The 23,314-nt window shown below is 72.1% G+C and carries 29 protein-coding genes and 1 tRNA gene; 14 read left to right on the forward strand and 16 right to left on the reverse strand.

Annotated features, from left to right (window positions below; all coding sequences use genetic code 11):
- Nucleotides 1–118: 118 nt before the first annotated feature.
- On the forward strand, nucleotides 119–691 hold the full coding sequence (locus VFV89_RS19240; RefSeq protein WP_329707585.1) for a class I SAM-dependent methyltransferase: 573 nt from the start codon (nucleotides 119–121) through the stop codon (nucleotides 689–691).
- A 13-nt stretch (nucleotides 692–704) separates the two neighbouring features.
- Here VFV89_RS19240 and VFV89_RS19245 read toward each other — a convergent pair whose 3' ends face one another.
- The 4 genes from VFV89_RS19245 to modA all read right to left on the reverse strand — a co-directional run bounded on the left by VFV89_RS19245 (nucleotide 705) and on the right by modA (nucleotide 3,797).
- A complete protein-coding gene (locus VFV89_RS19245; RefSeq protein WP_329707586.1) occupies nucleotides 705–1,088 on the reverse strand; it encodes a TOBE domain-containing protein in 384 nt (127 codons plus the stop codon).
- A 9-nt stretch (nucleotides 1,089–1,097) separates the two neighbouring features.
- A complete protein-coding gene (locus VFV89_RS19250) occupies nucleotides 1,098–2,156 on the reverse strand; it encodes a sulfate/molybdate ABC transporter ATP-binding protein (RefSeq protein WP_329707587.1) in 1,059 nt (352 codons plus the stop codon).
- Nucleotides 2,153–2,941, reverse strand: a complete 789-nt coding sequence (locus VFV89_RS19255) for an ABC transporter permease (RefSeq protein WP_329707588.1) — start codon at nucleotides 2,939–2,941, stop codon at nucleotides 2,153–2,155. Before VFV89_RS19255 ends, VFV89_RS19250 begins: the two co-directional genes overlap by 4 nt.
- A gap of 85 nt (nucleotides 2,942–3,026) precedes the next feature.
- Nucleotides 3,027–3,797, reverse strand: coding sequence for a molybdate ABC transporter substrate-binding protein (modA, locus tag VFV89_RS19260; protein WP_329707589.1), 771 nt, complete (start codon nucleotides 3,795–3,797; stop codon nucleotides 3,027–3,029).
- Between the two features lie 55 nt (nucleotides 3,798–3,852).
- On the opposite strand from modA, the gene VFV89_RS19265 reads away from it, so the two are divergent.
- The 4 genes from VFV89_RS19265 to VFV89_RS19280 all read left to right on the forward strand — a co-directional run bounded on the left by VFV89_RS19265 (nucleotide 3,853) and on the right by VFV89_RS19280 (nucleotide 7,200).
- Nucleotides 3,853–4,191, forward strand: coding sequence for a DUF202 domain-containing protein (locus tag VFV89_RS19265; protein WP_329707590.1), 339 nt, complete (start codon nucleotides 3,853–3,855; stop codon nucleotides 4,189–4,191).
- Between the two features lie 60 nt (nucleotides 4,192–4,251).
- Nucleotides 4,252–4,671, forward strand: coding sequence for a PPOX class F420-dependent oxidoreductase (locus VFV89_RS19270; protein WP_329707591.1), 420 nt, complete (start codon nucleotides 4,252–4,254; stop codon nucleotides 4,669–4,671).
- 74 nt (nucleotides 4,672–4,745) lie between these two features.
- On the forward strand, nucleotides 4,746–5,786 hold the full coding sequence (locus VFV89_RS19275) for a YihY/virulence factor BrkB family protein (protein ID WP_329707592.1): 1,041 nt from the start codon (nucleotides 4,746–4,748) through the stop codon (nucleotides 5,784–5,786).
- A 1-nt stretch (nucleotide 5,787) separates the two neighbouring features.
- Nucleotides 5,788–7,200: an FAD-dependent oxidoreductase gene (locus tag VFV89_RS19280; RefSeq protein WP_329707593.1), complete on the forward strand. Its 1,413-nt coding sequence runs from the start codon at nucleotides 5,788–5,790 to the stop codon at nucleotides 7,198–7,200.
- 3 nt (nucleotides 7,201–7,203) lie between these two features.
- Here VFV89_RS19280 and VFV89_RS19285 read toward each other — a convergent pair whose 3' ends face one another.
- Both VFV89_RS19285 and VFV89_RS19290 read right to left on the reverse strand, forming a co-directional pair.
- Nucleotides 7,204–7,536 (reverse strand): co-chaperone GroES, encoded by a 333-nt coding sequence (locus VFV89_RS19285; RefSeq protein WP_329707594.1) that lies wholly within the window; start codon nucleotides 7,534–7,536, stop codon nucleotides 7,204–7,206.
- A 61-nt stretch (nucleotides 7,537–7,597) separates the two neighbouring features.
- On the reverse strand, nucleotides 7,598–7,861 hold the full coding sequence (locus VFV89_RS19290) for a DUF3618 domain-containing protein (RefSeq protein ID WP_329707595.1): 264 nt from the start codon (nucleotides 7,859–7,861) through the stop codon (nucleotides 7,598–7,600).
- 287 nt (nucleotides 7,862–8,148) lie between these two features.
- Here VFV89_RS19290 and bcp point away from each other — a divergent pair, with 287 nt between their 5' ends.
- From bcp to VFV89_RS19305, 3 genes are all read left to right on the forward strand, one after another.
- Nucleotides 8,149–8,622 carry a thioredoxin-dependent thiol peroxidase gene (gene bcp, locus VFV89_RS19295; protein WP_329707596.1) on the forward strand — a complete coding sequence of 158 codons (474 nt, stop codon included), beginning with the start codon at nucleotides 8,149–8,151 and terminating at the stop codon, nucleotides 8,620–8,622.
- Nucleotides 8,612–9,223 (forward strand): maleylpyruvate isomerase N-terminal domain-containing protein, encoded by a 612-nt coding sequence (locus tag VFV89_RS19300; protein ID WP_329707597.1) that lies wholly within the window; start codon nucleotides 8,612–8,614, stop codon nucleotides 9,221–9,223. The genes bcp and VFV89_RS19300 overlap by 11 nt, the downstream gene beginning before the upstream one ends.
- Before the next feature lie 16 nt (nucleotides 9,224–9,239).
- Nucleotides 9,240–9,321 (forward strand) — tRNA-Leu (locus VFV89_RS19305).
- A gap of 21 nt (nucleotides 9,322–9,342) precedes the next feature.
- Here VFV89_RS19305 and rdgB read toward each other — a convergent pair.
- Together rdgB and rph are read right to left on the reverse strand one after the other, a co-directional pair.
- Nucleotides 9,343–9,948: an RdgB/HAM1 family non-canonical purine NTP pyrophosphatase gene (gene rdgB, locus VFV89_RS19310; RefSeq protein WP_329707598.1), complete on the reverse strand. Its 606-nt coding sequence runs from the start codon at nucleotides 9,946–9,948 to the stop codon at nucleotides 9,343–9,345.
- Complete coding sequence (gene rph / locus VFV89_RS19315; RefSeq protein WP_329707599.1) at nucleotides 9,945–10,664, reverse strand: ribonuclease PH; 720 nt, start codon at nucleotides 10,662–10,664, stop codon at nucleotides 9,945–9,947. The genes rdgB and rph overlap by 4 nt, the downstream gene beginning before the upstream one ends.
- Nucleotides 10,665–10,733: 69 nt before the next feature.
- Between rph and VFV89_RS19320 the strand changes: the two genes are divergently transcribed.
- A complete protein-coding gene (locus tag VFV89_RS19320) occupies nucleotides 10,734–11,255 on the forward strand; it encodes a SigE family RNA polymerase sigma factor (RefSeq protein ID WP_329707600.1) in 522 nt (173 codons plus the stop codon).
- Complete coding sequence (locus VFV89_RS19325; protein ID WP_329707601.1) at nucleotides 11,252–11,878, forward strand: hypothetical protein; 627 nt, start codon at nucleotides 11,252–11,254, stop codon at nucleotides 11,876–11,878. Before VFV89_RS19320 ends, VFV89_RS19325 begins: the two co-directional genes overlap by 4 nt.
- Before the next feature lie 37 nt (nucleotides 11,879–11,915).
- On the opposite strand, the gene VFV89_RS19330 is transcribed toward VFV89_RS19325, so the two are convergent.
- Entirely contained in the window at nucleotides 11,916–12,704 is a 789-nt protein-coding gene (locus tag VFV89_RS19330) for an ABC transporter permease (RefSeq protein ID WP_329707602.1), read from the reverse strand.
- Complete coding sequence (locus tag VFV89_RS19335) at nucleotides 12,701–13,633, reverse strand: ABC transporter ATP-binding protein (RefSeq protein WP_329707603.1); 933 nt, start codon at nucleotides 13,631–13,633, stop codon at nucleotides 12,701–12,703. Before VFV89_RS19335 ends, VFV89_RS19330 begins: the two co-directional genes overlap by 4 nt.
- A gap of 131 nt (nucleotides 13,634–13,764) precedes the next feature.
- On the opposite strand from VFV89_RS19335, the gene VFV89_RS19340 reads away from it, so the two are divergent.
- Both VFV89_RS19340 and VFV89_RS19345 read left to right on the forward strand, forming a co-directional pair.
- Complete coding sequence (locus tag VFV89_RS19340) at nucleotides 13,765–14,922, forward strand: sensor histidine kinase (RefSeq protein ID WP_329707604.1); 1,158 nt, start codon at nucleotides 13,765–13,767, stop codon at nucleotides 14,920–14,922.
- Nucleotides 14,919–15,593, forward strand: coding sequence for a response regulator transcription factor (locus VFV89_RS19345; RefSeq protein WP_329707605.1), 675 nt, complete (start codon nucleotides 14,919–14,921; stop codon nucleotides 15,591–15,593). The genes VFV89_RS19340 and VFV89_RS19345 overlap by 4 nt, the downstream gene beginning before the upstream one ends.
- Before the next feature lie 134 nt (nucleotides 15,594–15,727).
- Here the strand turns inward: VFV89_RS19345 and VFV89_RS19350 are convergent, their stop codons facing one another.
- A complete protein-coding gene (locus tag VFV89_RS19350; protein ID WP_329707606.1) occupies nucleotides 15,728–16,489 on the reverse strand; it encodes an MBL fold metallo-hydrolase in 762 nt (253 codons plus the stop codon).
- A 7-nt stretch (nucleotides 16,490–16,496) separates the two neighbouring features.
- Complete coding sequence (gene murI / locus VFV89_RS19355) at nucleotides 16,497–17,303, reverse strand: glutamate racemase (RefSeq protein ID WP_329707607.1); 807 nt, start codon at nucleotides 17,301–17,303, stop codon at nucleotides 16,497–16,499.
- A gap of 148 nt (nucleotides 17,304–17,451) precedes the next feature.
- Here murI and VFV89_RS19360 point away from each other — a divergent pair, with 148 nt between their 5' ends.
- Nucleotides 17,452–17,742 carry a DUF1330 domain-containing protein gene (locus tag VFV89_RS19360; RefSeq protein WP_329707608.1) on the forward strand — a complete coding sequence of 97 codons (291 nt, stop codon included), beginning with the start codon at nucleotides 17,452–17,454 and terminating at the stop codon, nucleotides 17,740–17,742.
- A gap of 4 nt (nucleotides 17,743–17,746) precedes the next feature.
- Here the strand turns inward: VFV89_RS19360 and VFV89_RS19365 are convergent, their stop codons facing one another.
- Nucleotides 17,747–18,346, reverse strand: coding sequence for a TetR/AcrR family transcriptional regulator (locus VFV89_RS19365; RefSeq protein ID WP_329707609.1), 600 nt, complete (start codon nucleotides 18,344–18,346; stop codon nucleotides 17,747–17,749).
- A gap of 76 nt (nucleotides 18,347–18,422) precedes the next feature.
- Here VFV89_RS19365 and VFV89_RS19370 point away from each other — a divergent pair, with 76 nt between their 5' ends.
- Nucleotides 18,423–19,493 carry a hypothetical protein gene (locus VFV89_RS19370; RefSeq protein ID WP_329707610.1) on the forward strand — a complete coding sequence of 357 codons (1,071 nt, stop codon included), beginning with the start codon at nucleotides 18,423–18,425 and terminating at the stop codon, nucleotides 19,491–19,493.
- A 33-nt stretch (nucleotides 19,494–19,526) separates the two neighbouring features.
- Here the strand turns inward: VFV89_RS19370 and VFV89_RS19375 are convergent, their stop codons facing one another.
- Genes VFV89_RS19375 through VFV89_RS19385 form a run of 3 tightly spaced genes read right to left on the reverse strand, consistent with a single transcriptional unit; the run spans nucleotide 19,527 to nucleotide 23,262 of the window.
- Nucleotides 19,527–21,239, reverse strand: coding sequence for a VCBS repeat-containing protein (locus VFV89_RS19375; protein WP_329707611.1), 1,713 nt, complete (start codon nucleotides 21,237–21,239; stop codon nucleotides 19,527–19,529).
- A gap of 59 nt (nucleotides 21,240–21,298) precedes the next feature.
- Nucleotides 21,299–22,276, reverse strand: a complete 978-nt coding sequence (locus tag VFV89_RS19380; protein WP_329707612.1) for a ribose-phosphate pyrophosphokinase — start codon at nucleotides 22,274–22,276, stop codon at nucleotides 21,299–21,301.
- Nucleotides 22,277–22,302: 26 nt separating this feature from the next.
- Nucleotides 22,303–23,262 (reverse strand): DUF3152 domain-containing protein, encoded by a 960-nt coding sequence (locus VFV89_RS19385; protein ID WP_329707613.1) that lies wholly within the window; start codon nucleotides 23,260–23,262, stop codon nucleotides 22,303–22,305.
- Between the last annotated feature and the right edge of the window lie 52 nt (nucleotides 23,263–23,314).

Raw genomic sequence — 23,314 nt, forward strand, 5'->3', positions numbered from 1 at the left:
GAACGCCTGGACCGTTGCGACTGGTTGACAGGTCACCGCCGCCACGACTCGTGGGCCGCGAAAGGGTCGCGCCCCCACACAGGCAAGACACGGATGCAGGCGATTAGGGTCCACGCCCGTGAGCGAGTTCTGGGACGCCGAGGCGGCGAGCTTCGACGACGAGCCCGACCACGGGCTGCGCGACCCCGCGACCCGCGAGGCCTGGCGCCGGCTGCTGCGCGACCACCTCCCCGAGCCGCCCGCGCGCATCGCCGACCTGGGCTGTGGCACCGGCACGCTGTGCGTCCTCCTCGCGGACGAGGGGTACGCCGTCGACGGGGTCGACTTCTCGCCGGCGATGGTCGATGCCGCACGGGCCAAGGCAGGCGGCCGATCCGGCATCACGTTCGCGGTGGGTGACGCCGGCGAGCCGCCGCTCGACCGGGCGGCGTACGACGTCGTGCTCTGCCGGCACGTGCTCTGGGCCCTCGACGACCCCGCGGCCGCCCTCGACAGGTGGATCGGCCTGCTCCGGGAGGACGGACGGCTGGTGCTGGTCGAGGGCGCCTGGCACACCGGTGCCGGCCTCCGGGCCTCCGAGACCGAGGCCCTGCTGCGTGCAGCGGGCCGCGAGCCGACGACCACCCCGCTGCGCGAGGAGGCCTACTGGGGTGGCCCGACCACAGACGAGCGCTACCTCGTGGTGGCTTGACCGCCAAGCCTGGCTACGCCTGGTTGACCTCGACGATCACGTTGGTCGCCTTGACCACCGCGGTGGCGGGCTTGCCCACCTCGAGGCCGAGCTCGTCGGCGGCGTCCCGGCTCATCAGCGACACGATCCGGTAGTCCCCGCAGGCGAGCTCGACCTGGGCCATCACCTCGTCCCGCTTGACCCCGACCACGATGCCGGTGAGCCGGTTGCGCGCGCTCGACGTCGACGACGAGCCGGCCAGGGAGGCGATCAGCGGAGCCAGCTCGGCCGCCGGCAGCACCCGCTGGTTGCCCTGCCGCTGGAAGGTGACCTTCCCCTCGGTCTCCCACCGCCGCAGGGTGTCGACGCTGACGCCGACCGCCTGGGCCACCTCGCCGATGCGCAGGTACTCCGCCACCCGCGAAGTCTACGAGCGCGAATAGACCGAGACCTCGGTCGCCTTGACCACGAACCGCACGACCTGGCCCGCCGCCAGCTCCAGCTCGGCCGCGGCCTGGACCGTGACGTCGGCGTGCAGCGGCCCGGCGTGCACCCGGACCAGGTCCGCCAGCGGCTCGAGCTCGCTCACCGTCACGGTCAGCTCGTTGCGCGGGCTGCCCTCGACGGGGTCCCGGTAGACCGCGACGGCGGCCGGCCGGAAGGTCGCGATCGCGGCCTCGCCCTGCGCAAGCGGCCCACCTTCGACCTGACCGTGCACCCGCAGCCCGTCGGGCGCCTCGACGCAACCGTCCCGCCAGGTGCCGGAGACGAGGTTCAGCCCGGCGAGTCGCGCCGCGAAGGGGCTGCGCGGCCGGGACAGGACCTCGGTGGCGACGCCCTGCTCGACCACCCGGCCCTCGGAGAGCACCACCACGCGGTCGGCGAGCAGCAGCGCGTCGAGCGGGTCGTGCGTGACCAGGACGGCGCTGCGGCCGGCCAGCACCCGGCGCAGCGTCTGCCGCAGCGCCGGCAGGACGGCGACGTCGAGCGCCGACATCGGCTCGTCGAGCAGCAGCAGCGCAGGCGCCGCGGCCAGGGCCCGCGCCACCGCGACCCGCTGGGCCTGCCCGCCCGACAGCTGCGCGGGCCGACGGTGCGCCAGCTCCCCGACGCCGACCTCGTCGAGCCAGCGCTGCGCCGACCGGCGCGCGGCAGAGCGACCGGCGCCGGCACTGCGTGGCCCGAAGGCGACGTTCTCGAGTGCGTCGAGGTGCGGGAAGAGGAGCGGGTCCTGCCCGAGCAGCGCGGTACGCCGGTCGTGCGGCGGCACCAGCAGCCCGGGCCGGCCGGGGCCGACGTCGGTGAGCACGCGCCCCTCCAGCACGACCCGCCCGGTGTCGGGTGCGACCAGGCCGGCGGCGACGCCGAGCACGGTCGACTTCCCCGACCCGTTGGGACCCAGGACGGCCAGGGTCTCCCCCGTGGCGACCTCGAAGGCCACGCCGACGTCCCGCTCCGCCACGTCGCAGGCCAGCTCGAGGGTCACAGCGCACCTCGTCCCTGCCGTGCGAAGCCGATGACCAGCACTGCGACGACGACCAGCACGAGCGAGAGAGCGACCGCGGCGTCCGGGTCGGTCTCGCGCTGCAGGTAGATCTCGAGCGGCAGGGTGCGGGTCCGGCCCTGCAGGCTGCCCGCGAAGGTGATGGTGGCCCCGAACTCACCCAGCGCCCGCGCGAACGACAGGACCGTCCCCGACACCAGCCCGGGCAGGACGAGCGGGATCGTGATCCGCCGGAACACCGTGGTCGGGCCGGCACCGAGCGAGGCGGCGACCACCTCGTAGCGCTGGCCGGCGGTGCGCAGCGCGCCCTCCAGAGACACGACGAGGAACGGCATCGCGACGAACGTCTGCGCCATCACCACTGCGATCGTCGAGAACGCCACCTGGACCCCGAGCACCTCCATGGCGCCGCCGAGGAGGCCCCGGCGGCCGAAGGTGTAGAGCAGCGCCAGCCCGCCCACCACCGGCGGCAGCACGAGCGGCAGCAGCACCAGCGATCGCAGCACGGAGAGTCCGGGGAACTCCCGGCGGGCCAGCACCAGCGCCAGCGGGACGCCGAAGACCAGGCACAGCACGGTGCTGGCCGTCGAGGTCTTCAGGCTCAGCCAGAACGCCGTCCGGGAGTCCTCTGAGGTGATCAGCGCGCCGAAGTTCGCCCAGTCGACCTTGGCCAGGATCGCGACGAGCGGGAGCAGCACGAACGTCGCGCCGGCCAGCGCAGGGACATACACCCAGCGCGGCAGATCGACGGGGCGCGGCGCGGTCACCGGCCGGCCCCGGTCACGGCTCGGGTCACGGCTCGGGTCACGGCTCGGGTCATGGCTCGGGTCACGGCTCGGGTCATGGCCCGGGTCATGGCTTGGCGAAGCCGGCCGCGTCGAGGATGGACTGCCCGGTGTCACCGGTCACCAGGTCGATGAACTCCTGGGCGAGGTCGGCGTTCTCGGAGTCGTCGAGCGCCACGATCGGGTAGGTGTTCACGATGTCGCTGGACTCGGGGAAGGTCACGCCCTCGACCGAGTCGCCCGCGCCCGTGACGTCGGTGACATAGACCAGCCCGGCGTCGGCCTCGCCCGAGGACACCTTGGCCAGGACGTCGGTGACCGACTGCTCCTCGCTCACCGGGTTGATCGTGACGCCGGTGGCCGCCTCGGCCTTGACCGCCGCCGCTCCGCAGGGCACCTCCGGCGCGCAGACCACGACGTTCACGCCGTCCTTCCCGAGGTCGGCGAACGACGTGACCCCGGCTGGGTTGCCCGGCGGGGTGGCGATCTCGAGGGTGTTCGAGGCGAAGTCCACCGGGTCGCCGGCCTGCAGGTCGTCAGCGGTCAGCTTCTCCATGTTCGCCTGGTCCGCCGAGGCGAACACGTCCGCCGGGGCCCCCTGCTGGATCTGCGCCACCAGGTCGGAGGAGCCGCCGAAGCTGAACTCGACCTCGACCCCGTCGTGGTCCGACTCGAACTCCTGGCCGATCTCGGTGAAGGTCTTGGTCAGCGACGCCGCTGCGAAGACGGTGAGGGTCGTGTCGCCGCCGCCGTCGTCGGAGTCGTCCCCGCAGCCCGAGACCAGACCGGCGAGCAGGAGCACCGCGACGCCGAGGACGCCCGGGCGACGAGAGATCATGGACTGAATGGAACCACATCACCTAGGCAATACCTAGGTTGAACTGGAGGTGCTGATGGCCGAGTCGAGCGCGGTCCGCGACCACCTGGCCAACGAGCGCACCCAGCTCGCGTGGCTCCGCACCAGTGCCAACGTGATCGTGGTCGGGCTGGCGGTCGCCCGCTTCGCCGACGGCGGGGAGGTCACCGCGGCCAGCCTGGTGGCCGGCGGCGTACTGATCCTCACCGGCGCGGTCGGCGTCGTCTACGGGACACTGCGCTACCGGCGGGTCAGCGAGGCGATTCGGAGCGGGGACATCGGCGGCGTCAGCTCGAGCCTGGGGCCCAGCGTCGCGGCGATCGTGCTGCTCGCCGCCGTCCTGGTCTCGGCGGTGGTCCTGCTGGCCAGCGCCTGACCGCCGGCGGACCCCCTCCCGCCGAGGAACAACCACCGGTCCCGGTGCGCTGCACCGGACATGGACATCGAGACTGCCCTCGAAGCCGCCCGCGCGACGCACCAGTCGATCCTCGTCACGATGCGCAAGGACGGCCGGCCGCAGCTCTCGAACGTGCTGCACTACGTCGGCGACGACGGAGTCATCCGGGTGTCGACCACGGCGGACCGCGCCAAGTACGCCAACCTGCGCCGCGAGCCGTGGGCGGCGTTGCACGTCGACGGGTCGAGCTTCTGGTCCTGGGCGGTGCTCGAGGGCGAGGTGACCCTCTCGCCGGTGGCGGCGGACCCTGCCGACGAGACGGTCGACCAGCTGGTCGACTACTACCGGGCGATCAGCGGCGAGCACGACGACTGGGACGACTACCGGGCCGCGATGGTGCGGGAGCGGCGGCTGGTCGTCCAGCTGCGACCGACTCGGGCCTACGGCGCCCTGCGCTGAGACTGCAACGACCAACTCCGGTCGATCGTCCGCGGACGGGTGTGTCGTCCCGGGCGGTGGGTCACCGGGAGTTCATGCCCCTGACGAAGTCCCGGCCCGCGTCGGCCTCGGACGAGATCGACAGCCCGACCGACCTGGACAAGCCCTCGTGGCGTTACGTCCTGCGCCGGACCGTCCGCGAGTTCTCGGCCGATGAGTGCACCGACCTCGCCGCAGCGCTCACCTACTACTCGGTGCTCGCCCTCTTCCCGGCCGCCATCGCACTCACCTCGCTGCTGGGGCTCGTCGGACAGGGCACCGAGGCCGTCGACCAGGTGCTCGGCATCCTGCGTGACCTCGGCGCCTCGGGCGTCGTGGACAGCGTCGGGCCCACCCTGCGGGAGCTGGCCGGCTCCCAGTCCGCCGGCTGGGCCCTGCTGCTCGGGCTGCTCGGCGCACTGTGGTCGGCCAGCGGCTACGTCGGCGCCTTCGGCCGCGCGCTGAACCGCATCTACGAGAGAGGTGAGGGAAGGCCGGTCTGGAAGCTTCGCCCGGCCATGCTCGTGCTCACCGCGTTCCTGGTCGTGCTGGTGGCGATCGCCCTCGCCGGGCTGGTGGTCAGCGGCCCCGTCACCTCGGCGATAGGCGATGCGATCGGCGTCGGGTCCACCGTCCAGACCGTGTTCTCGGTGGTCAAGTGGCCGATCATCCTGGCGGTCGTCGTGCTCATCGTCGCCCTCCTCTACTACTGGACCCCGAACGTGCGTCAGCCCAGGTTCCGCTGGGTCAGCGTGGGGGCGGTGCTGGCGATCGTCACGTGGGCCGTCGCCTCAGCGGCGTTCGGCTTCTACATCGCGAACTTCTCGTCCTACGACAGGACCTACGGCTCCCTGGCCGGCGTCATCGTCTTCCTGCTGTGGCTGTGGATCACCAACCTGGCGCTGCTCTTCGGCGCCGAGCTGGACGCCGAGCTCGAGCGCGGGCGCGAGCTGCAGTCGGGCATCGCCGCTGAGGAGTCCATCCAGCTCCCGTCGCGCGACGACAGGAACCTCGAGAAGCGAGCGAGGAAGGACCGGGCGGACGTCCTGCGGGGCCGAGAGCTCCGCAGCCGCGCCCGCCGACACCAGAAGGACTGACATGACCCTGACCTCCCTGTGGCAGGACCGTCATCCCCGGACCCCGCCGGCCAGCGTTGCGGCCATCGGAGGCCGCTACGACGTCGCGGTGGTCGGGGCCGGCCTGACCGGGCTGACCACCGCGCTGCTGCTCGGCCGGGCCGGGCGCTCGGTCGTCGTGCTCGAAGCCGGCCACATCGGGTCGGGCACGACCGGCCGCAGCACGGCCAAGATCAGCTGCCTGCAAGGCACGCAGCTGTCGAGCATCGCCAGCAAGCACCGCGCGTCGGTGGTGGGTCACTACGTCCAGGCCCAGCTCGAAGGGCTGGCCTGGCTGGCCCGGTTCTGTGCGGAGCACGCCGTGCCGACGCAGACCCGGGACGCGGTGACCTACGCCAACACCGCGGAGGGCGAGCTGCGCGTCCGCAACGAGCTGGAGGTCGGCCGGTCCGCCGGCCTGCCGTGCGAGTGGGACGCCGACCTCCCGCTGCCGTTCCGGACTCGCGGCGGGGTGCGGCTCGCCGGACAGCTGCAGGTCGACCCTGTCGAGCTGCTCGACGCGCTGGCGCTCGAGGCCGCGGCGCACGGCGTACATCTCGTCGAGCAGGCGCGGGTGACCAAGGTCTCCGACTCGGACCCGTTGCGGGTCACGACCACCGCCGGCGAGACGAAGGCCGCCAAGGTCGTGCTGGCCACCAACATGCCGATCCTCGACCGGGGCGGCTTCTTCGCCCGGATGGAGCCGGCGCGCTCCTACAGCCTCGCCTTCCGGACCCCGACGCGCTATGTGGACGCGATGTACCTCTCGGCCGACCGGCCCTCACGCTCCCTGCGGGATGCGGGGAGCGACGACGGCCCGATGCTGCTGGTGGGTGGGAACGGCCACAAGGTGGGTGCCGCCGTGGACACCCGGCGCCGGGTCGAGGAGCTGCGCACCTGGACCCACGAGCTCTGGCCCGACGCCGTCGAGACCCACGCGTGGTCGGCGCAGGACTACGTGCCGCACCATGCGCTGCCGTTCGCCGGTCCGGTGCTGCCAGGATCGGACATCTTCGTCTCGGGCGGCTACTCCAAGTGGGGGCTGACCAACGCCGTCGCGGGCTCGCTGGTGCTGAGCGCGCAGCTGCTCGGTGGCCACCTCGGCTGGGCCGAGGCGTTCCGCACGTGGAGCCGCCACGAGGTGCCCGGGCTGGCCAGGGCGGCGCTGGTCAACGCCGGCGTCGGCTGGGAGATGACCCGTGGCTGGGCCGGCGCCCTGGCCGGCCGGTCGCTCCGAGCAGACGGTGTCGTGCGGGTCTGCACCCACCTCGGCGGCATCGTCCGCTGGAACGACGCCGAGCGGAGCTGGGACTGCCCCCTGCACGGCTCGCGGTTCGACGAGGACGGCTCCGTGCTCGAAGGGCCGGCCGTGTGCGGGCTGCGCCGGACCCCGTGAGCCCTAGAGGTAGAGCCCGGTCGAGTCGCCGCCGTCGTCGTCGAGCCGGTCGGCGGCCACGGCGTGGATGTCGCGCTCGCGCATCAGCACGTAGATCTCACCCTGCACCTCGACCTCGGACTTGTCCTCGGGGTCGAAGAGCACCTTGTCGCCGACCTGCACGCTGCGGGCGTGCGGCCCGACCGCGACCACCTCCGACCACGCCAGCCGGCGTGCGCCCATCGCGGCGGTCGCCGGGATCACGATCCCGCCGGACGAACGCCGCTCCCCGGCCTCCTGGTCCACCTCGACCAGGATCCGGTCGTGGAGCATGCGGATGGGGGTCTTCTCGCTCATGTCCTTCGGGTTCCCCGCGGGAGGGTGGTGCGAAGCGGGGCGGTTCGCGGTCGGGTGGGGGTCAGCGGGTGACCCTCCGGATCAGGGTGAACAGCACCACGGCGCTCACGACGCCGCCGACCACCTTGAGGATGTTCTCGGTCCGCGGCTCGCCGGTGTGCGGGTCGACGAAGTACCCCTTCACCTGCGCGGCCTGGCGGCTGACGATGGTGCGTGGGCTGGAGCGGTAGATCAGCTCGTCGATGGTGCCGGCGAGCCGTTCGCGGGTCTCCTCGATCTCGCGCGCGAGCTCGGTGGGACCGTCCACCCCCTTGTCTCGTGCCACGAGCCGGAGGCTATCAACCGCACCGCCCGCGCCGGACGCCGCGGTGCCGCGCTCGTGGTCACCTCCGCAATTCTCGGCCCGTGGTGGAGCGGTGGCTGAGGTGCGAGGAGCGCCAGCGACGAGCCTCGAAGCCACGCGACCCGTGGCTGGAACTCGCCTCGGTGCCCACGCCGCGGAGGCTTCGAGGCTCGGCCGTGAACGGCCTCGCACCTCGGCCACCGTGCCAGCTCTGCCGAGAGAAGTCGGTACCTCCATTGCCTCCGACGGCACCCACTAGCGTGGAGCCCGTGACGAACCGACTCTCACCGGGTGACCCCGCACCCGACTTCACGCTGACCAGTGACACCGGCGACCAGGTCCGGCTCGCCGACCTGCGCGGGAAGAAGGTGATCGTCTACTTCTACCCCGCGGCGATGACGCCGGGCTGCACCAAGGAGGCGTGCGACTTCACCGACAACCTCGCCTCGCTGAAGGCCGCGGGTTACGAGGTGCTCGGCATCTCCCCCGACAAGCCGGAGAAGCTGGCGAGGTTCCGCGAGCGCGACTCGTTGACCATCACCCTGCTTTCCGACCCGGACCGGACGGTCATGAACGCCTACGGCGCCTACGGCCTGAAGAAGCTCTACGGCAAGGAGATCGAGGGCGTGATCCGCTCGACCTTCGTGGTGGACGAGGAGGGCGCCATCCAGCTCGCCCAGTACAACGTCAAGGCGACGGGCCACGTCGCGAAGCTCCGCAAGGACCTCGGGCTTGCCGCCTGAGTCAGCGCCCGAGTGGGCTGCGACCTACCTCGAGGCAGCCAGCTCGTTCGCCGACCTGGTCGCCGGGCTCCCGCCATCGCTCTCCGGGCCGGGTCTCGGCGAGTGGGACCTGCGCGCGCTGGTCGGACATACCTCCCGGTCGCTCGTCACGGTCTCGGACTACCTCCGCAGACCCGCGGATTCGGTCGCCCTCGAGAGCGCGGTGGACTACGTCGCGAGCCTGGCCGCGGCCGCCGGCGACGCCTCCGTCACGCCGCGCGGCGTCGAGGCCGGCGAGAAGCTCGGCGACGACCCGGCGGGCGCCGTACGCGCGCTGCTCGACCGGGTCACCGCGGACCTGTCGCACGCCGACCCCGACCAGGTGATCACGACGTACGCCGGCGGCATGCGGCTGCGCGACTACGTGCCCACCCGCACCTTCGAGCTGGTCGTGCACTGCCTCGACATCGCCGCCGCCGTCCCCGCTCGCTGGACTCCCCCGGCCGCCGCCCTGCGCGAGGCGGTGCTGCTTGCCGCCGAGGTGGCCGTCCGCCGCGGTGAGGGCGCGGTCCTGCTCCGCCTGGTCACCGGTCGCGAGCCGGGCGGTCTCGCGATCGTCTAGCCTCGTCGCGGCACTCGCCGGAGTGGTGGAACAGGCAGACACGCACGGTTTAGGTCCGTGTGCCTTCGGGCGTGCGGGTTCGAATCCCGCCTCCGGCACAGCGGCTGGCCGCGGCCGGGTCAGCGCAGCAGCGCGGCCACCTGCGGCGCGATCGCGCGCAGCGCCCGGCCGCGATGGCTGATGGCGTCCTTGTCCTCGACCGACAGCTCGGCGGTCGTGGGGCCGGGGTGGTCGTCGGCCACGAACACGACGTCGTAGCCGAACCCCCCGGTCCCGCGGGTCTCGCGGATGATCCGGCCGTCCATCCGGCCCTCGACGACCAACTCGTCGTGGCCGGGCGCGCAGAAGGCGACCGCGCAGGTGAAGTGGGCACCGCGGCGCTCGTCGGGGACGTCCTCGAGCTGGGCCAGCAGCAATGCGTTGTTGCGCTCGTCCGACTTGGGTGTGCCCGACCAGCGTGCCGAGAGCACGCCGGGCATGCCGTTGAGCGCGTCGACGCAGAGGCCGGAGTCGTCGGCCAGCGACGGCAGCTCGGTGTGGGCGAGAGCGGCCCTGGCCTTGAGCAGCGCGTTGCCCTCGAACGTCGGCTTGTCCTCCACGGGCTCGTCGTAGGCCGGCACGTCGTCCAGGCCCAGCACCTCGACCGAGGGCAGGTGCTCGCGCAGGATCCGCTGCATCTCGGCGAGCTTCTTGGGGTTGCGAGAGGCGAGCAGCACCTGGCTCACGAAGCCAGCGCCTGCTGCTGCAGCCTGGTCAGGTCCGCGCAACCCTTCTCGCCGAGGGCGAGCAGCGCGTCGAGCTCCTTGCGCGAGAACGCCGCTCCCTCGGCGGTGCCCTGGACCTCCACGTAGGACCCGGCGCCTGTCATCACGATGTTCATGTCGGTCTCGGCGCGCACGTCCTCCTCGTAGGGCAGGTCGAGCCGCGGGGTGCCGTCGATGATGCCGACCGACACCGCGGCGACCGACCCGGTGAGCGGCTCGCCGGCCAGCAGCCCCTCTCCGCGCAGGTGCGCGACCGCGTCGGCCAGGGCGACGTACGCCCCGGTGATCGAGGCGGTGCGGGTGCCGCCGTCGGCCTGGAGGACGTCGCAGTCGAGCTGGATGGTGTTCTCGCCGAGCGCCTTGTAGTCGATCACCGCGCGCAGCGAGCGGCCGATCAGCCGGCTGATCTCGTGGGTCCGGCCACCGATCCGGCCCTTGACCGACTCCCGCTCGGAGCGGGTGTTGGTCGAGGCGGGGAGCATGGCGTACTCCGCCGTCACCCAGCCCAGCCCCGACCCCTTGCGCCAGCGCGGCACGCCCTCGGCCGCCGAGGCGGCGCACAGCACGCGGGTCCTGCCGAACTCCACCAGCACCGAGCCCGCGGCGTGGTCGAGCCAGTGCCGGGTGATCCGCACCTCTCGGAGCTCGTCGTCGGCCCGTCCGTCAGCTCGCGTCATAGGCAGGACACTAGATGGGAGGCAACCGGGCGGGTGCCCGCACCCGTCAGGCTGGGTGAGAGGAGATGGATGCGAGCCACCGAGCGCGACACCGAGTTCGTCGAGTTCGTCACCGCCCAGCGCACCGCGCTGCTGCGGATGGCGCGCCTGCTCACGGCCGGTGACGACGCCGGGGCCGAGGACCTCGTGCAGACCACGCTGACCCGGCTCTACCTGCACTGGCCGCGAGTACGCCGCGCGGGCAACCCGGTCGGCTACGCGCGGACCAGCCTGACCCACGCGTTCGTCGACGAGCAGCGCCGCGCGTACAAGCGTCGCGAGCTGACCACGGACGTGGTCACCGACCGGGCTACGCACGACGACGACCGGGACCTGCCCCAGCTGGTGCTGGCGGCCCTCGCGCAGCTGGCGCCCCGGCAGCGAGCGGTCGTCGTGCTCCGGCACTTCCTCGACCTCGACATCGCCGAGACCGCGCGGATGCTCGGCTGCACGACCGGCACCGTGAAGTCCCAGAACGCCAAGGCCCTCGACCGGCTGCGCTCCGTCCTCGAACCAGAGATCACCGTGTCGACCAGCAAGGAGCTCGCATGAACGACCTCAACGCTCTCCTGGAGCGGGCCGCCGGCCCGGCCACCGCCCCCTTCGACGCGTACGCCGACCTGACCCGGGCCCAGCGCGCGCTGTCGCGCACCAGGCGCCGCCGGCGCGCACTCGGGCTGGCCGGAGTCGCCGCGGCCGGCGTGGTCGGTGTCGGGATCGAGCGGTTCTCGGGCCAGGGAGACCTCGCCACCGACCGGACCGCCGCGAGCGATCCGACGGTCCCCACGGCGACCCCGGCCCCCCCGGACGTCACGGCAGGGCCGTACACGTTCCCGGCCCTGCCGGACGGCTGGGAGGTCCAGAGCGCCAGGCCCCAGGTCGTGACCATCGCGCCCGTCGGCTTCCCCGACCAGCAGCCGCTCTCGTTCTTGGGCAAGCTGGTCATCGGCTACGACCAGAACCCGCCCTCAGGGGAGAAGGTGCAGCGAGACGGGCGGACCTTCTGGGTCAACGACGGTGGCGACACGGCCATCGTCTCCGCGCGCACCCGGCCCGGCGAGCCCGACGGCGAGGTGACGGTCCAGTTCCCCACCGCCGCGTTCTCGACCGACGACATGATCACCTTCCTGGCCGGCGTCCACGTCGGCCCGGGTGCCGAGCCGGCACTCGGTTAGGCGACGGGGGGCCCGGCCGCCGCCAGCACATCCAGAGCTACTTGACCTCGGCCTTGCTCACCCGGATCAAGCCGGCGATGAACGGCGCGACCACCCAGATGAGCGTCGACGTGGCCAGCTGCCACCACTCCTTGCTGGAGAGGTCGTCGAGGTTCTGCAGCGGAGTCTGGGCGTAGTTGAGGTCGACCCACCCCTGGTACTGGTTGAGCCAGTGCCAGACGCTCGCGACGATCGAGAACACGATCGGCAGCAGGTAGTTGAGCACGATGGCGGCAGCCGAGTTGAGCAGGATCAGGCCGAACGCGAGCCCGAGCAGGATGCCGAGCTCCTCGGTGAGCAGGATCTTGCCGACCGCGTCGAGACCGACGCCGTCCCACGCGCCGGAGTCACCGAACGCGACCGTCGCCAGCGCCGCGAAACCCATCGCGACGATGGCGGCGACCACACCGAGCATGACGGCCGCCGTCACTTTGGCCGCGACCACCCGGCCGCGTGACGGCTCGAGCGTGAATGTCGTCAGGTTGGTGCGCTGCCCCCACTCGCTGGTCACCAGCAGGATGCCCAGCACCGGCAGCAGGATGCCCTGAGGCGCTCCGCTGGCCGCCATGAAGTTGGGGAACGTGCGCTCACCGTCGTGTGCGGCGAGCACGAAGATCACGTTGATCAGCAGCGTCACCCCGACGATCGACAGGAGCAGCCAGAAGCCGGCGCGGGTGTCCCAAGTCTTGCGCAGCTCGACTCCGGTCAGCCGCGAGAACGAAAGCCGCGGGGTCGAGGTGACGTCGAGAGAGGGTACGTCGGGGAGGGGAACGGCGGTGGTCGTCATGCGGAAGCTCCTTCGGTGGTTGCGGCCTGGGCGGGGACCTCGTCGCGCTGCACGTCCTCGGTGAGCGACAGGAACAGCTCCTCGAGGCCGCCGTCGGCGGACCGCAGGTCGGACAGGACGATCCGGTTCTCGGCGGCCGCGCGGCCGACCTCGATGGGGGCCACTTCAACGCGCAGCCCGGTTCCGGCGGTGGAGACGTCGTACCCCTTCGCCTTCAGGGCATGGATGAGCTGGTCGTTGTCCTCGGCGGTGACGAAGGTGGACTTGTGCTCGGTGTTGCTGAGCAGCGAGGCCTTGTCGCCCTGGGCGACGATCCGGCCGCGGCCGATCAGGATCAGCTCGTCGGCGATCAGCTCGACCTCGTTGAGCAGGTGGCTGGAGAGGAGCACGGTGCCGCCCCGGTCGGCGTACGACTTGAGCAGCCCGCGCATCCAGCGGATGCCGGCCGGATCGAGCCCGTTCGCGGGCTCGTCGAGGATCAGCACCGACGGGTCGCCGAGGAGGGCGTGCGCGATGCCGAGCCGCTGCTTCATGCCGAGCGAGTAGTTGCGGAAGCGCCGGTCGGCCTCGTCCTTGTTCAAGGAGACCAGCTCGAGCATCTCGTCGACGCGGGAGCGGGGCAGGCCCATGCTCATTGCGCCGAGGGTCAGGATCTCGCGGCCGGTGCGCCCGCCGTGCTGGGCGCCCGCCTCGAGGAGCACGCCGACGTGGCGTCCGGGGTTGGGGATCTCGGAGTAGAGGTGCCCGCCAATGGTGGCACGGCCGCTGGACGGCGCGGTGAGACCGACCAGGATGCGCATCGTCGTCGTCTTGCCGGCACCGTTGGGGCCCAGGAACCCGGTCACCTGACCGGGTTGGCAGACGAAGCTGATGTCGTCGACGGCGGTGAAGGTGCCGTACTTCCGAGTGAGACCTTCGACTTTGATCATGTCGTCAACCCTGCCGGACGGGAGCGCCGCCGCGCATCGGCAATTTGTCATGTTCGGAACGAGACGAAAGTAGGGGTGGGTCGCTACCCGCGACGCCTGTGCGCACACTCGGGTCGGCCTAGCCTTGGAGGGTGCCCGAGGACTGTGACCGCCCGGCTCCCGAGGCCTACCAGCCTCGGTTGAGCCTGTGGGGGCACGCCTGGCGGCTGGTCGCCATGCTCACCATCAGCGCCGTGGCCTGGCTTCCCATCGCCGGCGACCAGGCCGACTGGCTCCTCGTGCTCGACCTCAGCCTCGGCCTGGTCAGCTTCGTCCTGGTGTTCTACCGGCGGCGCTGGCCGGTCCAGGTGGCCACGGTCATCCTCCTGCTCTCGCTCGTCTCGGGCACCGCCAGCGGGCCGGCGGTGCTCGTCTCGGCCTCGGTGATGACGCGCCGGCGTCCGCGCGAGATGGCGTACATCGCCTCGCTCGGGTTCGCGACGGCTCAGTTCTTCTCCGTCACCCAGCCGACCGGTCAGGACCCGTTCTGGCTCAACCTGACCTTGAACGTCATGGTCACCGTCGCGATCGTGGGTTGGGGCGCCTACGTCGGCTCGCGCCGCGAGCTGTTCTGGACACTCCGGCATCGCGCCGAGCGCGCCGAGGCCGAGCAGGAGCTGCGGATCGCCCAGGCGCGGGCCAACGAGCGGGCCCGGATCGCCCGCGAGATGCACGACGTCCTCGCGCACCGCATCTCGCAGGTGTCGATGCACGCCGGGGCGCTGGCCTTCCGCGAGGACCTCAGCCCCGACGAGGTGCGCGGCAGCGCCGCGGTGATCCGGGAGAAGGCGCACGAGGCGCTGACCGACCTGCGCGGCGTGCTCGGGGTGCTGCGCAGCGCGGACGGCGAGCCGGCGCTCACACCGCAGCCGACGTACGCCGACCTGGACGACCTCGTCGAGGAGGCCCGCCTCGGCGGCCTGCACGTGGACTTCCGCGACCACGTCAGCGCGGCGACCGAGGTCCCCGACGTGGTCGGCCGCACCGTCTACCGCATCGTGCAGGAGGGCATCACCAACGCCCGCAAGCACGCCCCCGGCACGCTGCTCACCGTGGAGCTGAGCGGCTCGCCCGAGGACGGGCTCGACGTCGTCATGAAGAACCCGCTCGGCTTCGGCAGCGCCACGCCCGGCGCCGGGCTCGGGCTGGTCGGCCTGACCGAGCGGGCCGAGCTGCGCGGCGGCCGGCTGCAGGCCTACCGCAACGGCGCCCACTTCGTCCTGCACGGCTGGATCCCGTGGGCGGCGTGACCACCACGGCGAACCCGGACCGGGTCCGGCTGCTGGTGGTCGACGACGACCCGCTGGTCCGCTCGGCGCTGGTGCTGATGCTCGGGGGCCAGCAGGACCTGACCGTCGTCGGTGAGGCGAGCGACGGCCGCGAGGCGCTCCGCAGGGTCGACGAGCTGCACCCGACCGTGGTGCTGATGGACATCCGGATGCCGCGGATGAGCGGCCTCGAGGCCACCAGGGCGCTCCACCAGCGTCCCGACCCGCCGCACGTGATCGTGCTGACCACCTTCGACGCCGACGAGCACGTGCTCGGCGCGCTCGCCGCGGGCGCGGACGGCTTCCTGCTCAAGGACACTCCCCCGCCGCAGATCCTCGAGGCGATCCGCGCCGTGGCGGACGGTGACCCGATGCTCTCGCCGTCGGTGACCCGCACCTTGATCGATCGGATCCGCGACGACTCCGGGGACGATCGCGAGGACGTGGCCCGCGCGCGGCTCGGCGTCCTGACCGGGCGCGAGCAGGACGTGGCGCTCGCGGTCGGCCGCGGGCTCACCAACGCCGAGATCGCCCGCGAGCTGCACCTGTCGGTGCCCACGGTGAAGGCGCACGTCTCCCGGCTCTTCGACAAGCTGCAGGTGACCAACCGGGTGCAGATCGCGATCTGCGTCCACGACGCCGGTCTGGTCTAGATCTAACCCGGAGCCCGGGGGGAGTTTCGTCGGTCAGCCGACGAACCTCTTCCCCGGACGACGAAGCTTCGTCGTCCCACCGAGAGTTTTGTCGGCCAGCCGACGTAACTCCCGCCCGGCGGGGTCCCCTGAGATCAGACCTCGAAGACCGCTCCCTGGCGGGCGAGGTCCGCGTCGCCGTCCCACTCCGCCTGGGCGGCGAGCAGCATCTCCTTCGGGTCGTGCCACGGCGGCACGTGCGTGACCACGAGCCGTTCGACCCCCGCGTCACGGGCCAGCCGGCCGCAGTCCCCGCCGGTGAGGTGGATCCCGGGCGGGTTGGGGTCCCCGTCCCGGAACGACGCCTCCGCGAGCAGCAGGTCGGCGCCGCGGGCGACCGTCTCGAGCTGCGGGCACCGCGCGGTGTCGCCGGTGTAGGCGAGCAGCGACCCGCCCGCCGAGATCCGCAGGCCGTAGGCCTCGACCGGGTGCTCCACCCGGATCGCCTGGACGGTGAACGGGCCGATCCGGGTCGGCTCGCCGGGTGCCCAGGTCCGGAAGTCGAACTCCAGGCTCATGCCCGGGTCCTCGGGCAGGTCGTAGGCGCGGGCCATCCGCGCTGCCGTGCCCGCCGGTCCGTAGACCGGGAGCCGCGACTGGGGTCCGTCCGGGTGGTACTTGCGCAGCACGTAGTAGCCGCACAGGTCGAGGCAGTGGTCGGCGTGCAGATGGCTGAGCAGCACGGCGTCCACCTCGAGCGGATCCAGGTGCCGCTGCAGCGCGCCGAGCGCGCCGTTGCCGAGGTCCACGAGCACTCGCCAGGTCCGGCCGTCGTGGTCGGCCTCGACCAGGTAGCACGACGCCGGCGAGTCGGGGCCCGGGTAGGAGCCCGAGCACCCGATGACGGTGAGCCTCACCGCCGCCTCACGTCAGGCCGCCGGCGAACTGGCTGGCCGCCATCATCTCCGCACCCAGGAAGCGGCGGCCGATCGTCTCGAACTCGTCGGGGGCGCCGGTGGTCGAGAACGTGTACGCCGGCACGCCGGACTCGCGCATCAGACCGGTGCTCGTGAGCACCTTGTAGAGGTCCTTGGCGCACTCCTCGGCGCTGCTCACCAGGGTGACCTCGTCGCCCATCACGTAGGAGATCACGCCGGTCAGCAGGGGGTAGTGGGTGCAGCCGAGGATGAGCGTGTCCACGCCGGCGGTGGTGAGCGGGTCGAGGTAGTCGTGGGCGATCCCGAGCAGCTCCTCGCCCCCCGTCACGCCGGCCTCGACGAAGTCGACGAACCGGGGGCAGGCCTGGGTGGTCAGCTCGATGTGGGGCGCCGCCGCGAAAGCGTCCTCGTAGGCCATGGACTCCTTGGTGGCACGGGTGCAGATCACGCCGATCCGGCCGGTGCGGCTGGCCGCGACCGCGCGCCGGGTGGCGGGCAGGATCACCTCGACGACCGGTACGTCGTACCGCTCCCGGGCGTCGCGGAGCATCGCCGCGCTGGCGGAGTTGCAGGCGATGACCAGGGCCTTGACGCCCTGCTCGTAGAGGTGGTCGAGGCACTCCAGTGCGTACTCGCGGACCTCGGCGATCGGCTTGGGGCCGTAGGGCTGGCGCGCGGTGTCGCCGAGGTAGTGCACCGACTCGTGCGGGAGCTGGTCGATGACCGACCTGGCCACGGTCAGGCCGCCGAACCCGGAGTCGAAGATCCCGATCGGGGCGTCAACGGCTGGCACGACCACGAGGGTAGGCGGCGCGATGCCCGCACGCACGGACACGTCGCGCAGGTCACGTCGGGGAAGATCCTGGTGTCGCGGTTGTTGACCACCACGAGCAGCCCGGGCCGGCCCGCTGCCGGACCCGGACGCAACAGGACGGAGCACCATGACGGCGTACTGGATCAACACCTTCCGCTCGGTGGGCGACGAGGAGCGCGTGGCCGCCTACGCCGAGCTCGCGGGCGCGGCGATGCTCGCCGGCGGCGGCCGGTTCCTCGCCCGAGGGCTCCCGGCCGCGGCGTTCGAGAGCGGGAGCCTGAGCCGGACCACCCTGATCGAGTTCCCCAGCGTCGAGGCGGCCGTGGCGACCTACGAGGGCCCTGCCTACCAGGAGGCGCTCCGGGTCCTCGGTGACGCCGCCGAGCGGGACATCCGCATCGTCCCCGCGGCCGCCTGAGCGGTCACCGCGTGGCGCGGCCCGCCCCCAGGTCGAGGTAGCGGCCGAGGTGGTCGTCGAGCAGCCGGACCGCCGTCGTCCCCCGGAGGCCGGTGGGGTCGGTGAGCATGTGCAGGAGCATGCCGTCGACGAGCGCGGTGGTCACCGCGGCCGCGTCCTTCGGGTCGAAGTCCGTGACCACCTCACCGGACTCCTGGGCGGCCGCGAACACCTCGGCGCACCGACGCCGCATCTCCCCGAGGAGCTCGTGCTGGACCTCCGCGAGCCCGGGGGTCACGGCCGCGCGGGCGGCGAAGGCGAGGTAGACGCGGCACTCCCGGCGGCGGAGGTCGTCGAGCGGCAGGAACTCGTGCAGGGCGCGGCGCAGCGCCTGGGCGACCGACCCGGAGCGTGAGGTGGCCGCGGCACGGTCGGTGATCCGGGTGAGGATGTGCCGGAACGCCGTCTCGAGCATCTGGTCCTTGGAGCGGCAGTAGTACTGCACGGTGCCGACCGAGACCCCGGCCTCCGCGGCGACCTCCCGGATGCTGACCTGGTCGAGGCCCCGCTCGGCGGTGATGGACACAAGCGCGTCCAGGACACGGTCCCTCGCGGACTCGGCCATCGAGCTCCCCTCCCGCTTCCACATCGTAATACGATCGTATCATACGTTCGTATCATACAGTCGTATGGTCACCACCATGACCCAGCTCCACCCGCGATCGGACACATCAGCTCGCGCATCCGGCCGAGCGGACCGGCTCCACGGCCAGCTCCGCGACCTTCTGCGCGACCTGCTCCGGCGGCGCAGCGTGCAGACCGCCCTCGCCGCCTGGGCCGCGACGAACGCCGCCTTGATCGCGTTGGGAGGCGACCACCTGCCGTTCCATGCCTCCAGGCTCGCCGACCCGCCGACCACCGGCGCGGTGCTGCAGACCAACGCGATGTTCGTGGAGGTGTTCGCCCTGATGGGGGTCGTCCACCTGCTGACCCGGCGGCGCGCCGCACCCGACGTCGCGGCACGGGCTCCCGACCGCAGCCGGGCGGCCCGGGAGGCCGCGCTCGTCCTCGGCTACGGAGTGCTCGCCATGACCGGGGGGTACGTCGTCGGGCACGCCTTCGGCTGGCACGCGTTCGGGTTCCACCTCGACGGGATGATCATCCGCACCGGTCAGGCGGTGACCCCCCGCGAGGCGCTGGGCTGGGCGGCGTACAACCTCCTGGCGTACGCCGTGGCGCCCCTCCTCTTCTTCCGGCGGCGCTACACCGCCGACCAGCTGAGCCTGCGCTCGTCGGACCGGCGCGGCGACCTCGCGGTGATCGCCGTGGTGCTCGTGCTCGAGTCGACGGTGCAGCTGCTCCTCGACCCCGCCGTGCTCCACCTGGGCCCGCGGCAGCTGCTGCTCGGGGCCCCGCTGACCTTCGCCATCTCGTTCGCCGGGACCGTGCTGCCGACGATGGTGTTCGTCTACTGCATCCTGACCCCGCGCTACCTCCGGCTCACCGGCTCCTTCGCTGCCACGGTCATCCTCGGCGGCCTCACCTACGCGACGCTGCACGTCCTGGACGGCTGGACCAGCCTGGCCTCACCGACCGACGCGTTGCTGTCCGCGCTCTACGTGCTGCTCTTCTACAGCGCACCCGGGATGTTCAAGACCTTCGTCACGCTCCGCACCGGCAACGCCTGGGTCCACGTGTGGGCCTACCACGCGATCGCGCCGCACACGCTGATCGATACGCCCATGTTCGTGAGGATCTTCGCGATCAGGTGACCGCGATCTCTGGTGAACGGCAGTGGGTCCCAGTCACGGCGCCGTCGCCGGGCCCATGCCGTTACGGAGCAGGTTGCCCCGCCCGGTGGGCCAGGGCAGGCAGCCCGTGCCGGACCCGGGCACGGTGTAGACGTCGATGCCGTGGTCGAAGGTGGTGAGCACGATCTCCAGCGTGCCGTCTCCGGTCAGGTCCCCGATCGACGGCGCCGCAGGCACGCCGATGCCGTTGCCGTCGCGCCCCTGGTGCTTGAGCCGGGTGACCGAGAGCTTCTTGCCCGTGGCCGAGAGCACGACGAGCTTCCCGGCGTTGCGGTGCAGCGAGTAGGTGCCGAAGACGAGCTCGGGCCTGCCGTCCTTGTTGAGGTCGGCGGCGGCCACCTCGGAGGCGAACGTCTTCGCGCGCTTCGGGGCGTAGGTCGAGGTCCAGAGCCGGCGCCCGTCGGGCCCGACGGCGTACACCCGGCCGCCGGGCAGCGACGCGACGATCTCGGGGCGGCCGTCGCCGGTGAGGTCGACGACGGTCGGCGCGGGGATGCCGCTGGGCGGGTACCAGTCGCCGTCGGGACGGAACACCGGCTTGTTGGACACGATCAGCCTGTTGAAGCCCGGGTGCCGCATCGCCGAGCGGCTGCCGTCGCCGTACGCGCCGTCCAGCACCATGAACGCATAGCCCTGGGTCCGGTAGGGGATGTGCTTCTCGACGTTGGGCAGCCCGATCACCTCGTTGCGGCCGTCACCGTCGAGGTCCGCGACCGAGGGAGGCGACGCGGTCCACTGCAGCCACGGCTGCCGGGCCGGGCTGGGCCACGCGCCCTTGTGCAGGTGGTAGTGGCGCCGCTCGACCTTCGGGCTGGCCCATCGGATGAAGTCACCCCACGCCATCCGCCGGCCCACCTGTCCCGACTCCCGGTTGGTGAACCACGGGGAGGCGAGGATCGAGGTGCCGTCGAGGTTCATCGCGTCGATCTGGTGGTTGTCGAAGGTGGCGATGATCTCGAGCTGGGGGTCGTCGTCGATGTTGCCGATGCCGACGTTCTCGCCGTAGGCCCCGTAGCCACGGTTGCGCGGCCAGGCGTGGGTGTTGCCACCAGGCGCGAACAGCCGGCCGTTGGCGTCGAAGACGAAGACCTGGGCACCCTTGGACGCGGTGTTGGTGGTCGTGGCCACCACCTCGACCCGGCCGTCGCCGTCGAGGTCCGCCGCCGCGAGGCCGCGGACCTCGGGTGACTGGCCACCGCTGTTGGTGGACGCCGGCCAGCCGGGCTTGAGCCGCAGCTTCCCGCCGCGGAGCTCATAGGCCGCCACGGTGCCCTCGTTGCCGCCCACGACGATGTCCTTGACGCCGTCGCCCTCGAGGTCGGTCACGACCCCCGGGGCGTAGACCCGGCCCTTGCTGGCCCGGCCCTTGCCCAGCAGGTGCCCGTTCGCGTCGTAGACGAAGGTGGAGTAGAACGGCGCGACGATCTCCAACCGGCCGTCGCCGTCGAGGTCGACGAGCCCGGGCGAGGAGAACCAGCCGGTCTCCCCCGTCGGGATGTTCCTCACCCGCTTGGGCTTGGCCACCGGGCCGCCGCCGCCCTGCGCGACGCACGCCGGAGCCTTCTGGACGGCCCGGGCGACCTGGGCGACCCGGGTGCTCGGCGCGGCGGTGTCGGGCCCCGTCCCGGCGGCCGGCGCGGCGGCGGGCGCGAGGCCGGCGACCAGGAGCACCCCGGACGCGCTGACTGCGAGACGGGGCAGGTGCACGCTCAGGACCATAGCGAAGGTCACGGCGCGGGCCCGCCGAGCCCGGACGAAGAGCGTGCTCAGTCGAAGAGACGAGGCTGCGGCGGCCCGAGCGCCGGGTCGACGCCGTCGAAGAGGCTGGAGATCGACTCCCCGGCGTGGATCCGCTCGATCGCCGCGCCGAACAGCCCGGCCACCGAGCGCACCTCGAGCTCGGGCCAGCCGGCCGGCGGGGGCACGGTGTCGGTGGTGACGACCTCGCTGATCATCGGGTGGTCCCGGAGCCGCTCGACGGCCTTGCCGACGAACAGCCCGTGGGTGCAGGCGACCGCGGCCGACGTACAGCCCTGCTCGGACAACCGGTCGAGCAGCTCCACGATGGAGCCGCCGGTGGCGATCTCGTCGTCGAGGATGATCGCGCGCCGGCCCTCGACGTCGCCGACGATGGCGTCGATGACGACGCGGTCGTCGGCCAGCCGCTTCTTGGAGCCCGCGGCGACGGGTACGCCGAGCAGCCGCGAGAACTGGGTCGCCGTCTTGGCGTTGCCGAAGTCCGGCGACACCACGACCGCGTCGGAGAGGTCCTGCCCGAGGAAGTGGTCGGAGAGGACGCCGAGCGCGGTCAGGTGGTCGACCGGCACCGAGAAGAACCCGTGGACCTGAGGCGCGTGCAGCTCCATCGTGAGCACCCGCTGGGCGCCGGCGGTGACGAGCATGTCTGCGACCAGCCGGGCGCCGATCGAGAGGCGGGAGGCGTCCTTCTTGTCCGAGCGGGCGTAGGCGAAGTAGGGGATCACGGCCGTGAGCTGCGCCGCCGAGGCGCCCCGGGCCGCGTCCAGCATCAGGAGCAGCTCCATCAGGTGCTCCTGCGTCGGCGGCGCCAGCGGCGCGACGACGTAGACGTCGCGCTGCCGGCAGTTGGCCTGCAGCTGTGCCTGGAGGCAGTCGTTGCTGAACCGGGTCAGCTCGACCGAGCTGAGCTCGACGCCGAGGGAGTCACAGACCGCCTGGGCGAAGGGTCGGTGGCCGCTGCCGCTGAAGACGACGATCTCGCGCAACTGCTCTCCCCGTACGGGCGGTCCGGCTACTCGACGTCAGGAATGTAACCCTCCGCCCCCAGCACGGCCATCATCCGTCCGCGTGGCGTGCGGCTCTCGATCTCACGGATCGTCGGGAACGGGTTGAACCGGCAGCCCTGCAGCCCCTTCGACTGCTGCATCATCACCGGCGCGAGCCGGCCCTTGCCCGGGCAGCCCGCGTGGTGCAGCCCGAGCCAGTGGCCGGTCTCGTGGTTGACCACCATGTGCCGGTAGTCGCGCAGCGGGAGGTGGGCGGCGTTCCAGGCCGGCGAGGCGTTCTTCCAGCGGTCCTGGTTGATGATCACGAAGCGACCCACCCGGCAGCTCCACATCGAGCTGCACTGCGACGAGAACGACGGCACCAGGGCGGCCTGGGCAAGGACCAGCGTGAACGCTCCTCCATGGGTGACCGGCACGAACCTGATGCCGGCGGCCCGCCAGCCGCGCGGGTCCTCGTAGGTCTGCTGCGCCTGTGCCCTGAACTGCTTCAGGCTCGTCGTGATCCGGCCGCGGGTCTCGACGTGGTAGCGGACCGTCCGGCGTACGTCGACGCGGTGCCGAACCACCGGCGTCGGCCTGGTCACCACGGTGAGCGGGTCGAAGCCGTGCGCGATCACGGTCAGCCGGACCCGGAGCCGCTCGCCGACGTCGCGCGGCGCGAGCGCGTATCGCCGGCCCGTGGCGCCCGCAATCGGCTTGCCTCCGCGGAGCCACTGGTACCTGATCTTCGAGGGCTTCCCCTGGTAGCGGCCCGGCGCGACGACGAGCGTGTGGGTGTAGCGGGCCACGCCCTTCACGCGCGGTTGGCGCTTCACCCCGGGCGTCGACCGCTGCGCTGCCGCGGTGGCCACGGTGGTCGCCGTGCCCGCCGCGTCCGCCGCGTCCGCGGCGACTGCCGTGCCCGACACGGCCGACAGCAGGGAGCCGGTGAGGGCCAGGACGAGGGTGAGCAGCAGGCGTCTCATCGGGTCATGACGATAACCCGGCGCCGGGACGGCGTGCGGTCACGACCCAGGC

It is taken from the genome of Nocardioides sp. (genome assembly GCF_036274455.1).
GTDB lineage: Bacteria > Actinomycetota > Actinomycetes > Propionibacteriales > Nocardioidaceae > Nocardioides.

Coding starts and splice junctions, on each gene's coding strand:
- modA (WP_329707589.1), bottom strand. CDS start 3,797: ATGATCTCTCGTCGCCCGGGCGTCCTCGGCGTCGCGGTGCTCCTGCTC.
- VFV89_RS19265 (WP_329707590.1), top strand. CDS start 3,853: ATGGCCGAGTCGAGCGCGGTCCGCGACCACCTGGCCAACGAGCGCACC.
- VFV89_RS19270 (WP_329707591.1), top strand. CDS start 4,252: ATGGACATCGAGACTGCCCTCGAAGCCGCCCGCGCGACGCACCAGTCG.
- VFV89_RS19275 (WP_329707592.1), top strand. CDS start 4,746: ATGCCCCTGACGAAGTCCCGGCCCGCGTCGGCCTCGGACGAGATCGAC.
- VFV89_RS19280 (WP_329707593.1), top strand. CDS start 5,788: ATGACCCTGACCTCCCTGTGGCAGGACCGTCATCCCCGGACCCCGCCG.
- VFV89_RS19285 (WP_329707594.1), bottom strand. CDS start 7,536: ATGAGCGAGAAGACCCCCATCCGCATGCTCCACGACCGGATCCTGGTC.
- rph (WP_329707599.1), bottom strand. CDS start 10,664: ATGACGCGAGCTGACGGACGGGCCGACGACGAGCTCCGAGAGGTGCGG.
- VFV89_RS19320 (WP_329707600.1), top strand. CDS start 10,734: ATGCGAGCCACCGAGCGCGACACCGAGTTCGTCGAGTTCGTCACCGCC.
- VFV89_RS19325 (WP_329707601.1), top strand. CDS start 11,252: ATGAACGACCTCAACGCTCTCCTGGAGCGGGCCGCCGGCCCGGCCACC.
- VFV89_RS19330 (WP_329707602.1), bottom strand. CDS start 12,704: ATGACGACCACCGCCGTTCCCCTCCCCGACGTACCCTCTCTCGACGTC.
- VFV89_RS19335 (WP_329707603.1), bottom strand. CDS start 13,633: ATGATCAAAGTCGAAGGTCTCACTCGGAAGTACGGCACCTTCACCGCC.
- VFV89_RS19360 (WP_329707608.1), top strand. CDS start 17,452: ATGACGGCGTACTGGATCAACACCTTCCGCTCGGTGGGCGACGAGGAG.
- VFV89_RS19365 (WP_329707609.1), bottom strand. CDS start 18,346: ATGGCCGAGTCCGCGAGGGACCGTGTCCTGGACGCGCTTGTGTCCATC.
- VFV89_RS19370 (WP_329707610.1), top strand. CDS start 18,423: ATGACCCAGCTCCACCCGCGATCGGACACATCAGCTCGCGCATCCGGC.
- VFV89_RS19385 (WP_329707613.1), bottom strand. CDS start 23,262: ATGAGACGCCTGCTGCTCACCCTCGTCCTGGCCCTCACCGGCTCCCTG.